General features: G+C 60.1%; 6 protein-coding genes. 5 read left to right on the top strand and 1 reads right to left on the bottom strand.

What is annotated here, in order from left to right:
- Window positions 1–20: 20 nt before the first annotated feature.
- From ACW4E8_RS31945 to ACW4E8_RS31965, 5 genes are all read left to right on the top strand, one after another.
- Window positions 21–1,505: a TnsD family Tn7-like transposition protein gene (locus tag ACW4E8_RS31945; RefSeq protein ID WP_456808171.1), complete on the top strand. Its 1,485-nt coding sequence runs from the start codon at window positions 21–23 to the stop codon at window positions 1,503–1,505.
- Window positions 1,502–3,055 (top strand): hypothetical protein, encoded by a 1,554-nt coding sequence (locus tag ACW4E8_RS31950; RefSeq protein WP_456808172.1) that lies wholly within the window; start codon window positions 1,502–1,504, stop codon window positions 3,053–3,055. The genes ACW4E8_RS31945 and ACW4E8_RS31950 overlap by 4 nt, the downstream gene beginning before the upstream one ends.
- The gene (locus ACW4E8_RS31955; RefSeq protein WP_456808173.1) at window positions 3,042–3,863 is read left to right on the top strand and encodes a hypothetical protein; all 822 of its coding nucleotides are present in this window, start codon (window positions 3,042–3,044) and stop codon (window positions 3,861–3,863) included. Before ACW4E8_RS31950 ends, ACW4E8_RS31955 begins: the two co-directional genes overlap by 14 nt.
- The gene (locus tag ACW4E8_RS31960) at window positions 3,850–6,225 is read left to right on the top strand and encodes a hypothetical protein (RefSeq protein WP_456808174.1); all 2,376 of its coding nucleotides are present in this window, start codon (window positions 3,850–3,852) and stop codon (window positions 6,223–6,225) included. The genes ACW4E8_RS31955 and ACW4E8_RS31960 overlap by 14 nt, the downstream gene beginning before the upstream one ends.
- 654 nt (window positions 6,226–6,879) lie before the next feature.
- Window positions 6,880–11,328, top strand: coding sequence for an H-NS family nucleoid-associated regulatory protein (locus ACW4E8_RS31965; protein ID WP_456808175.1), 4,449 nt, complete (start codon window positions 6,880–6,882; stop codon window positions 11,326–11,328).
- Window positions 11,329–11,782: 454 nt separating this feature from the next.
- Here ACW4E8_RS31965 and ACW4E8_RS31970 read toward each other — a convergent pair.
- A partial coding sequence (locus tag ACW4E8_RS31970; protein WP_456808176.1) for an IS5 family transposase occupies window positions 11,783–12,378 on the bottom strand: 596 nt, incomplete at its 5' end.

A 12,378-nucleotide genomic window follows, 5' to 3' on the forward strand; every position in this document is an offset into this window, starting at 1 on the left:
GCATCGCGAGAGGGCTTTTCATGGATTGCGACACCATCCTTGCGGCCAAAGATCGCTTTGTCCCGGGGCGGGCATTTGGCACCGTGCCCCGGATGCCCCTGTCCGAGTTAGCTACCCTCACTGGCGGGCTGTATGGCGATGCGGGGCAATTGTTGATGGAGCATTCCGCGTTTCCGCTGCTGGCCCTCGGGTTGTTGCCGGAGATGGCGGACGCGCTGGGACCGCGACTGATGCACGGCGGCGGCCGCTCGATGCAACCCACCCTGCGGGTGTGGGCTGGCATGCGTGTCGGTGGCATCCGCGTCTGCCCCGAATGCGAAGCCGCCTCGTGGGAGCGCTTCGGTGTCAGTGCGTTCTTTTGGCCACACCTCGTCCCGTTCGTACAAGCATGCCCCTGGCATGGCTGTACGTTACTCGAGCGTTGTCCTCATCCTATCCCGATCCTCAAGCGTTCCCCCGCGCCTCCCGCTACGGCCGACCTCATCGCCTACAGTCAGGCGATCTTGGCGATCGTCGGTCTGGGCGACCGGCATTTGGCGGTCAGCCATATTGCGGAACGATTAATTGCGGCGGGCTTCCTTTCCGAGACCGGCCGTGCGCGGACGCGCGCGTTCTCGGAGGCGTTCTGCACCTATTGTGGCGACTTGAACGTCGCACCATCATTGCGCAAGCTCGCAGCGTTGCCAGGGCGCGGCGCGAAGCTGCTGGCTTGGGTCGCGGGCAGCGCGACGCTGCATCCGATCTATCTCGCGTTGCTGTGGATGTTTCTGCAAGATGCGGGAATTGGGGATGCACGAGCGGCCAAGCCTGACGCGGCGCCCCAACCGTCCCGGAAACGGAAGCCGGCACCACAGCGGGCGTGGCGTGCCGGCCGGTTACGTCCGCTACCTGTCGACGGGCGCCATCGCTACACGCGAGAGGACCTGCCCGACCTGATTGCTCGACAGTGCACGCCGAATGAAATCGCCCGCCTGTGCCGCTTGTCGCTGGATACCGTCTACCGCGTGATCCGGCAACTGGGTCTGCGTCCAGCGCTCACCACGGCGCAGCTTGAGCGGATCCGTTTGGAAGCTCGCCAACTATGGCTAGCGCGAATGCGGGCCGCACCGCAGTGCTCCGCCAACCGGATCGCCCGCCTAGAGCCGCGGCTGTTTCATTGGCTGAGCCGCCAAGATGCAGCGTGGCTGCATGACCATTGGCCACAGGCGGTGGGCCCGACATCGCTTGCGCGACGCGACGCCCATGGCGTCAGTGGCCAAGATGCCTCGCTTGCGGCAAAGATCCGGCGGGCGGCGGCCTGGCTCGCGCAGGAGTATCCCAATCGACGACCATCGCTTGCCGCGCTGCGGCGGCAGCTTGGCATGTCCGAATATGCATTGCGCAAAGCATCCAACGCCGCGCGCGTGCAGCGTGCGATTGATCACTACCTGGACATGGGGCCGGTCAAGGACGCCATGCCGACGCAGACGTGCAGGAACGCCACCGCCAGGAGGACCCGGGCATGAAAATAAATTCTATGATTGGCGCACCGATCGTGATTGGCAATGCGATCGCATTGCAGCCCAACGAACTGATCTCTGCCTTTGTCGAGCGAATCTATCGCGGTGCCACCGTCACTTCGATCAAAGCAATCACCGAGGTACGTAATGCGGTCGTGCATTCTTCTGTTGGAATGGTCGCGGGCTTAGGTCGAATCTTGCCAGCGTTTGGCGAGTTGTGCCCCGATCCCGTCTCGGTAAGTTTAGGGCATACCCATCTGCGACTACTTACGCCATTCCTTGGCATTGGGGAGGCGAAGTTACTCACCGAAAATGCCGTCAGTGGACTGATTTCGACGATAGGTGAGCCCCGGAAATTCCAAAGCTATCGGGCGAGCCGTTACGCTGCACTTGGTGCTTGTCCGGAGTGCATCCGCGAACAAGAGGCGACGCGAGGCTTTGCCACCTGGGATACAGCGCCGAGCGTTAGAGGCTACTGCTGGTGTGCTCGACATGCAGCAGTAATCGTCCACCGATGCGGGGCGTGTGGTTTAGCCTACAACTATCTGGACTTCGGCTGGGCGCCGGTTCTGCGCTGCAAATGCGGAAAGTTCATGGATCGGCCGTCGCCATCGCGGCCCGGTGACTTTGCTCAGGGTATCGCATACGACATTGAGCAAGTGCTGGCTGGGAAACTGGACGGTATCTACGGGGAGGAGGTTCGTGCTGTCATGCGAGAAGGCGGTGAGCGGCTCCGCGTGTTTTCCGGCAGTCCCCTTGAGCGAACTGTCGCATTGTTGGAGGAAAGCGGCGCGCGGGAGTTTTTCGAACAAAATTATGGTGCTGCGCACCGGTATGAGAGGCTCAAGCTTGTCATGCTGGGGAGCCGGTTTAGCGGGCTTCCTGTTGTCAATCTTATTGCCTGCCGTCTGGTGTATGGATCCATTGACACGTTGCTTTCCACAATCCTGGTCAAGCGCGCCATCGCCAATGTGACCAAGAGCCCGATGCCGGGATTTGCCACCGAATTTTCCGAAGGACAACGTGCCGCTGCGAGACTGTTGATTGCCGAAACGTTGCTCGCGCATCCGGACTTGCCGCGCCGATTCCTGTATGAGAATGCCGTCGCCCCGATCACGGGAATCATCTCCATGGACGCTGAATGGGTCAACGCGCTGGCGATGCAGCACCACGCCAGTAGAATGGAGCTTCGTCGACGACGCACTGATGCCGATTTCGCCGGACGCATCGAGGCGCGTGCGATTGCTTATCAGCAAGATGTCCGTGCACCTCGCATCACGACGAGGTCGCTGACACAAGGCATCTTTGATGAACTTTCCATCAGCAACTACCCTGCGTGTCGGGCAGTCGTCGATCGTTATCGGGAGAAGGCTGGTGAATGCAACCGTCGTCGTTGGCGTTTGTTGGCCAGGGAGTTTCCGCAATGTGTGGACCCCAAAATGGCATCGGCACTCGCGCGCGCGCAGGACTTTTCTACAACGACGATACGCAAACACTACAGACGCCTAGTGCAACGCGTGGAGCGACTTATCGGAGAAAGGCATGATTTCGTATGACGCCATCATGCTCTCCACCTTCGACCGTCATTGTGTGGCGGACTCTCGAATAATTTTGCCTGAGCGGGATCGTTTGCACGTGTTAACGGGATGGGGGCACGACAACCAACTCTTCGCCAAACGCAAGCCCTACTCAATGTCCTCCGTCACCGCAAACGTGCGAGGCGGACAGCCTCTCTTGGAGCAGTCGCAGCGTGAGCGTATCGCCGATGCTTTGCTCTGTGCGTCGCCTTACGTGATCGACATTCGCTGTCACTATCCCGTTTGTGCTGCCACGAAAAGTGCACCGCAGATCATTGATCGCATGGTGGTCGTAGAGCTTCTACAGCGGCGTGGCGTGCCGCATTTGCACGCACTGTTCATGGATGCCGACCGCCATCGAGCCGCCGGTCCCCTGCTTGCGGCCCTTGACGTGACCTCCGAGCTGTTCGACAGGTTCGCGTTCACCGCCGTGCAGATTCAAAACGCCTATTTCTGCAATGGCCTAATACAACGCCACGACATCCGCACCCTGCGAACCGATGCGTTGCAGTTTGCAGGGATGCTACTGGAAAGTGAACGTCGGCATCGACTACGCGCAAGCGCGCGTTCCGCTCGGCGTTATGCCCCATGCGATATGGATGGCTTGATGTTGCGACTTGGGCGACGATTGCAGCTCGGCAAGACAGACCGGGAGACGCGCGACGCTGCCTACACGAGATTCGGCGTCGCGCTGGCATTGGGATATCTGGAGCTGGAACACGGCTATGCACTGCAGGTGAATCAACAGCTGCGTGTGAGGTTAAGGGGGCGCCATGAGGATCGCTGAACTGTCGCTATTCCAATGCGTCGAGGTGCGGCGAGCCGGCTGTGTCACCACGTATCGCGTCGTGGCTTACGACGAGCGAACCGACCGCTACGCCCTGTACGATATGAGCCAAAAGCCTCGCGCGCGACGTCAGAAGCTACTTGCCGTGGCGGCCTCCAGTCTGATATCGAGTGACACCGTTAAGTATTTCGAGCGCGACCCAGTGCGGGCAAAAATTCCATCGGAAACTTCTCTCCCGGCAAAATACGCATCACTGCGCGACAAGAATTGGGCGCTTGTTCAACGCCTATTTGGTTCGATTGGTGAAAGAGATTCAGAGGGGGATCCGCCTGATGGTCACGCTCACCAGGATATTTTCTTTGACCGAGCCTGGTTCCAACACCGGGTTCGAGAGGAAGCGAGACGCCTAGATTTGGAGACGGGGCAGTTGTATCGTTTGTTCTGGCGGTGCGTTCGCCACGGTGGCGATCGCCGCGCCATGACGCCCTCCTACCATGAGTGTGGCGCGAAGGGGAAGCCGAAGTCCTTGCTCGAACAGGCGGAAAAACCGGGAAGGAAGGCGGCCGGATACTTTCTTGATCCCGGACACTATCGCCCCGAGAATCGGATGACCGCGTTCTGGCGAGGGCGAATCGTCGCCCTGATCATCTCGATCGCCGCCCGCTCGCCTGAGGCTGCGAGGCGCCAATTCGCGATCTTGCGAGAGCTGGTACGTGAATTTTCCGCCGACTATTGCGCGGTGCCTGGTAGCATGTGTGAAGCGACCCGGACTCAAATCAGCGCGCGGCGCATTCCGGAGCGGCATACGATAGCCCGCCATATGCGGGCCATCCTTGCTGAGCTGGGGCCAGAGCTCGGCGGCTTGCTGCCGGAGTGGCGCCCTCCGGCGAAAGGACGGGCGACCGATATCGGGCATCCGCTCGAAGCCATTGCGGACCTCGACGGCACGGTATTTCCGTACGTCGAGTTCGTGGTGCCGAACTCGACGCGGACCGCATTCTTTTCCATCGGGTCCCCTCGGCTCATTCTCGGCATTGTCAGAGGCAGTGACTATCCACTGGGGTGGTACGTGACGATCGGCCCTGAGAATCGGAAAGCCTATACCTATTGTCTGGTTTCAATGTTCTGTGACAAGTCACGGCGATTCGCCGAGCTTGGATTCACCGCCGCTCCGCAATGGCTAAGGAGCGGCAACGTTGACCGCGTGGTGGTGGACTGGGGACCGGGGGCGGCGAAAGAACAGCAAGTCTGGACACTCGAGTCCTTGCATGTGAACTTGACCAAGACGCCGGCGTACTTCGCGCCAGGCAAGGGCGGAGTCGAGGGGGCGAATGCACGGGTGAAGGACGGCCTTCTCGGCAAGCTGGCACTGACCAAAGAGCTGGAAAAGTGTGTAAAGCAGATAATAGAACAGCGTGCGGCGGCAGGTCCGAAGTACTCCAACGTGAAGCGGCGAGGAAAGGGCCGGCCAGCCAAGGCGGTCGTCTATATGGAGTCGCGAGATTTCGAGCGGCTGTTGGTCGAAGTGCTGAACGACTTAGCCGGTGCCAAAAGAACGGATCCGCGGGCCGAGACGATCGATGGATTTGTGGCAGGATCGTTGCCGACTCGCTATGAGGCATTCTGCTTTCAACAGGAGCGTCGTCGCGGCGATCAAAGCTACGCGCACACCGAAGATGAGCTTCGCAGTGCAATCTTCGCTCGACGCATACAGCGCAAGCGATTGCGCGCCGGCCGCTTCTGCCTCGCCCGCGAAATGGAGTACGGAATCGACCCTCATGATCCGGTGCTAACGCCGCCCCTGCGAGCGCTGCACGAGTACGAGTGCAGGATGGGAGGTATGGGTCAACCAGTTTACGTTGATGTCTGTGCCGACTGTTGGGGCAACGCAGCGTTGTGGCGCCATCCTGACGATGGTCATTGGCTGAGAATTCCGCCGACTACAGAGTCGCTTCAGCGGTGTGGCAAGGACGCGGACCTTGTCGAGATCGAACAGCAGCGTTACGAGTGGCTGGATCGCAAACATCGGGGGGCGCTCGAAGATGTAAAGCGCAAGCGGAAAACCAAAGGCGCTGGAGGGCAGGCGGCCGCTGAGGAAATTGCCAAAATTCAGAAGAGCGCAGGACAGACTGCGAGTCGCTCGAGTCCCGATGCCGGCGCCCGGCGCCGGGCCATCGCTGCGCAGAAGTCGCGTGAAGCGATTGTGGACGCAAAGGCGGCCGGTGTCGCGCCGCAAGCAGCGTCTACCAAGCCGTTGTTGCCGGCAGGTTTTCGACCTCAATATGGTCTGTTCGGGGGTGTCGGTACAGTGGTGGATCTGGAAGTGTTGCGGGCAGCAAAGCGTCAGGCATCGAACAAATAGCCCTTGTCCACCCGGATACGGGTCCGAAGGCCAGGGTGCGCAGCCATGTACGGCCAGCCCGGCTCTGAGCGAACGGCGGACAGCCACGATAACTCAGAAGTCAAATCGATGCGAACGTTTCAGCGGGCGCTCGCACCCCGGCAAGTAACCCGGAAGCATACGTGCGCCGGATAGCATGCACCGGTTTATCATGAGGGCCTAAGGGAACGCTCTCTGGCGGAGTTCCTCTACGCTTGCGAGGGGCTTGTCGGGACCGTCACGAGATCCCAGAATAGGTTTATAGGCAGCCCAGAAAAGATTCACTATGTACTTGTCATCTAGGCAAGCTGCTCTCTACTCAGCGCGGTAGTGCCCATTCGCGGAGAAAAGATCGGCGCTACGTTAAGCTCATTTGCGGACAGCACGATGCTGCGCGACGCGTTCCTCCGCGACCTGCGACGAGGGATCGAAGACTTCGTCGCTTCGCTTGTGCGTCAAGAGCGAGGTCTCGTTGCCGTTAGCGCGCTAGAGGGCGCGCGCCACCTATTTTCACGAAGGCCCCCATCGCGAAGCAGCGCCGGGCGCTCAAAGCAAAACATTCGGTGAGCAGGCCGTGCTCCTAGAACTCGGCCTGGCCGACGATAATGAAGAAGAATCCCACTGAGCTTCCCCACGATGACTGGCTACCTCGACCTAGAACGACGTTTTGGACTCTTGACCAAGTACTCGGTCAACGAACTTCTGTCCTTGGAAACCAGGAACCGCAAGGGCCTAGACTGGAAGCAGCTTCTCGCCGGACGCTTCTCGCTCATCACCGCTCGTGCGAATTTCGGCAAAACAATGGAACTGCGAGCCTGCGCTCAGCGCCTCCGTGACGAAGGGGGGCATGCTGTGTTCGTTGCCCTTCACCGGCTTCTCGAAGAGCCCGATTTTCACATCACTCTTGAAGCGACCGAGGCCAACGCGTTCGGAGCATGGGAGGCCGCGCCCACCAAGCGATTGCACCTATTCGTTGACTCGCTGGACGAGACGGTGCTGGGTCGGGAATCGGGGCTTCAGTCTGCACTTCGTAGGGTGTCCAAGGCAGTTGGGCGTCCGGGCGCAGACGTCAGTTGGATTCTCTCGTCGCGCCCCGCCACGCTCACGCCGTCTGTCCTTGATATTGTTCAAGCAGAGCTTGGTGCAACGCTCTATGTGGGCGACGCGAAGGAAGCGTCGCCCGACGACACATCGGAAGAAGTGGAACCCACTGATGCTCCGAGTGCGGGACTCTCCGCGTTTGATGCTGGCAGCACGGTCAAGGCGAAGTCCGTTCCGAAAGAGCACCTGAAGGTCTTCGGGTTGCTTCCTCTGTCAGGGAGAGCGGCTAGGCTGTACCTCGAGAATCGGCATGGTGTCGCTGATGGCAAGGTGTTGCTGGACGCTGCGCGGCGTTTCGGCTTAAATGACCTTGCGGATGGCCCGGGAAGTCTCGACGTACTAGCTTACGTCGACCCGGTGAACAATCCGCCTAGCGACCTAACCTCTGTCTTTGAGCGAATGGTGACAGGCGTCCAGGCGCAGCAGCGCTTGGACCACCGCGAATCGCTGGTAGGGCGCCCCTCCCCGGAGAGCTTGGATGAGGCCGTGGCAAAGCTCGCAGCAGCTTCGGCGGTTTGTCAGTTGCCAAACATGGAGCTGGCCGCGGATGCTCTCAAGGCTCGGGATGGGGTGCTGTCGTGCCGGCCACTTGTGGGTTCCTTGCTCTCTGAAAGTTCATTGACGTATCTGCTTGGCTCGAGACTTTTCATCGATTCGGGGCAGCATCAGGTCAAGCTTTATCCCGAGCAATTGCTCCCCTATCTCGCAGCAAAGCGCCTCTCGTCCCTAGTTCAGTCTCCCGAAGACGCGCGCAGGCTTATTGCCGCGCTGTCATGGCGGGCGGCGACGGGTGAGTGTGGAGTAAATCGGGCTTATCTAACTGTCGCCGGCTGGCTGGCGACGTTCAACGTTCACTGCAGGTTGGAGTTGCTGGAGGTTGAGCCGCAGGCCGTTGCATTCTTCGGTGACCTGCGGAGTGCACAGGTTCGGTTGGCCGACGCGAGCGTAGCGCTGAAGCGTAGCTTGGAGAGGCTCGAAACTTGCGGCGACACGCTCGGACGAAACCAGTTCATTCTGACGGCAGAGAACTACTGGCAAGCCGCGAAGCCTGGAATTGAACCGACGCTTCTAGAGGCCTACGACAGTCTTGGCCCTAATTGGCACGCACGCCTCGCGCTTCTTGATATCGCTACCTACGCTCGTCTCGACGTCTTCCGCGACAAGGTTCTGGCCGAGCATGGCAATGATTACACGAAGCTGCTAGGAAATTCAGCTGAGCTCCTGTACCTGATGTCTCTCGAGCGAGATGACGATGCTCAAGCACTCGCCGATGCAGCGAAGGCGAGCCCGCGCCTTGAAGAACGGACACTTCGGCTTCTTCTTGGCCAACTCGCGTGGAAGACATTTGATGCCGCGACGATTGCCGAACTGGCAAGCAAGCAGTACATGCGCAAGGGTGGTGGCTTCAACCTCAACTGGACTCTGACGCGCGACGTGGCGGACTTAGCAAGCCCTGAGCAACTCTTGGCGCTGACTGAGGGGTTGTTGGCCCACATGGTGAAGCACTATGAGGCGAAGCGCGACGAGAAAAACGAGCGGTACGACAATTTCGCGGAGGTTGTTGAAGAGTTGATTGCGGTCGTTGTTCGAGCCGAGAGCGTCCCTGTTGAACGCGCCACCCAACTTTGCCTGACGTACTATAAGGCGTACGGCAAGTTTCATTTTGGAAGCGCCAACCAGGCTGAACTCCGCACAGCGCTGAAGCGGTCCGGCGCCGTTCGGCAGAGCCTACTTCGAGCCGTCATCGCTCAAAGTGATCGAACCCCTGACGGGATCTGGAAGACATTTGTTTCGTACGGGATGTACTGGCCCTGGCAAGATGGCGATGATGAGGCGCTTGCCGAGCCTGGATTTACCGAACTGGTGACCACGCACAGGAACAACGCTGCTGCGCTGCAGCTGGCTGCTCACCCCCCACAAGCGAAGCGAGACAGGCTGGAATTGGACGAGGCTTCCAAGGACAGGCTGTTGACTGAAGTTGATAGTGTGCAAGATGGCTCGAACACGAACGCGCTTGCCTGGATTGCTAGTTGGCTGAGCCGAACAACTCACAACTCACGCTACAGCGAGTGCGACTTCTCGGCGTTCGAGAAGGCGGCGGGCCCTGCGCTTGCGAGCGCTGCCCGCGCCGGGCTTAGCGCTATCTGGCGCAAGCGCGCCCCCGAATTTGTTGAGGCCGAGCGCAACACCACGTACTACGGGACAGTCGCAGGCCTCCAGGGGCTTCATCTTGATCTTGGGGACGGAGCCAAGCTCCCGGCGCTGTCCGACGCCGAGGTTAAGCAAGCTCTCTCCTACGGTCGATTTGAAATCAACGGCTACCCGAAGTGGTTCTGGTCGGTGGTGCACGCGCATGAGGAGGTAGCCCTCGAGGAATTCCGCAATGTCCTGGCTGCAGCAGGCGCTGGCGCGGTGTCGGCCGACAAGGCCGACACACTCATTCGCCATCTTCCTGACTCGCCTCCATCCGTTCAGCGCGGCCTGGGCGGCGCGGCATGGGCGTTCGCGACAGGCTCGGCTAGCGTTGACTCCTATGCCCTTGAAGCTGCTCTCACCTGCGCAATGGGCGACGGGGGAAGAGTCGACCAAGGCGCTTTCGAAGACGAGGCTTGGTCGCGCATGTCCGGAGCTTTCCGGGACCCCTTGTCTACCATGGATGCCGTCGCCTCGCCGGAGCCTGCCGAGGAGCAGAAGACGCGTAGTGAGCTTGAGGCCCGCATTCAGGAGATGAAGCGCCTAAGGTCAAACGCAGTCGTATGGGGCCTGTTCTGGCTGTTGTATTACCCGTCCACCTTCGGCGCGCGGTGGGAACGCTGGCGTACATCCGAACAGCGCGCTGCAGAGGAGTTCATGTTCGACCTAGCCGCGTACATCGGCAAGGACCGCCAGAACCGTTTGAGAGCGGCAGCGGAGCGAGGCATGGACGGCCTGAAAGCACTCTCAGCCCTCTATGAATGGGTAGTGACCGTCGTCCGTGAATCCGAAGACACCGTTCACGAAGATGGGCAGGCATATGACGTTGGTGCTCGCGACAACGCTCAGCGTCTCCGCGATTCGCTGCTACCAGCGATTTCGAGTGCCAAGTCTCAAGCAGCCTACGAGGTGCTGGATGCGCTTCGACGGAAATTTACGGGCGCGCCTGCGAAGTACATCCGCCACTTGCAATTTCAGATGCGCGAGGAGGAAGCATATGTCGCTCCGGTAACACAGCAGAACTACCCCAAGTTCGAGCGTGACTTCGCGCCGCCGGTGACAGGTTTCACGCAGTTCGCTCAAGCCGTGCACAATGACTTGCTTGCGGTAAAACGCGACATCGAGTATGGCGAGTTCAGCCTTCGGCGATTCTTCAGCCGGGTGGTCATGGAGCACATCAAGACCGAGACCGAAGGCTTGGCTCTCGAGGAAGACTTCCAGGCGCTACTCGGGAGCGAGCTGAACCATGCCAGTGGCGGCCGTTATGGAGTGACGCTTGAGCCAATCCTTCCGGAGGCAACCCGGCGCGATGTACTGTGTCAGGTCGATCAGATGCGAGCCACAGTTGAACTCAAGATGTCCGAGCGTTGGACGGTGGCCGACTACCTCGTGTCCTTAGCAGCGCAGCTGAAGGGACAGTACATGCAAGCCTCGGACTCGAAGATTGGCTTCTTCGTCGTTGTGCTTCAGCGTCGTCGGAAGTGGGACAACCCTGCGGGAGGGGAAGTCGACTTTGCCGGCCTGATTAGCCTACTCGAAGCGGAGGCGTTGAAGCTGCAAGCCGCAGACCCAGCGCTATACTTGCGTGTCGTAGGTATCGACGCCGCGCCTCAGGCCGATTTCCGAGAGTCGATGGCAGCAACGAAAGCCGCCATCAATGGGCCAGCCAAATATGCAAACGAACGTGGCGACACCTGGTCTGGAAAAGGTCGTCGACCGAAGTGGCTGACGGATGCCCTCGCTATGGGGAAGACACTCACCGACTTTGAGACTGGCCTGCCCACAGCTTGAATCGATTCGGCAATCTGCGCGCGGTAGTCTTGTTCCGCGTGCGTGAGGATTCAGAAGGCGAACGCACTTGGGCCGACCCGGCGCTAGCCCGCCGGAAAGGAGCCGGGCTCGGCTGACCGCGCTCGCCGATCTCTGCCCTTCCTGGCCAGCCTTTCTGGTGTCAAAGGCGAGTGCCGCCCGGCAAGCGCCAGTTTGCCAACGTCAGCTCATCGCGAGCCAACGCTGACGGCGCTTTCGTCCCAGAGCGCTTAACAGATTTGAGCCACCGATTGCTCTTGCCCACACAGACCATAACGACGGACGTTTGACACACTTCAATGTCGACGATGAGAAAAGGCCGTAATGAGCCATCTAGGCGGGCCATCGTATGCCCATGGAGGAATAATTACAGCATTGGAACGGCCTTGTTGCATAAATCAGGTTTGAAGACAAAGGTCCCGCTGTGAGCTCGAAATCATGCGATGCGGACGGAATGAGGGCGGGCGAGCGCCGTCATGCGGTTGAGCACGCTCACGCGGATCGCCACCTCGGTCGCCTGGGAGCCGACCTTGCGCGCCCACAGGCAATTGCCCGTGAGTGCTTTGAGGCGGTACATCAAGGTCTCGACGAGCGAGCGCCGGTGGTAGCCGCTGGACTTCTTCCATTCGCGCCGGCTACTTCGTGCAATAGCGTCAATGGCCTCGTTGCGCCAAGCTGCGCCGGACGTGCTCTCCGGCCAGGGCATCGCCCCCTCACGCGGTGGAATCGACGGTTGCGCATCTCGCGCCTCAATCACCGCGTGACATTGCTTCGTGTCGTACGCGCCGTCGCCGCCGATGGTGTCGATCGGCGTGTCGGTGGCGATCTGGTCGAGCAGTTCGGGCAACACGTCGGCATCGCCAACGTCCTGATGCGTCATCAGAGCCGCGCATATCTGGCCGGTCTTCGCGTCCATCGCCAAATGCACCTTGCGCCAGGTGCGCCGCTTCGAATAGCCGTGCTTGCGTACCTTCCACTCGCCCTCACCGATACGCGCAAGAGAGAAAAAATGGACATCAGCCAGAGCCCTGC

This window comes from Cupriavidus sp. CP313, from assembly GCF_054072015.1.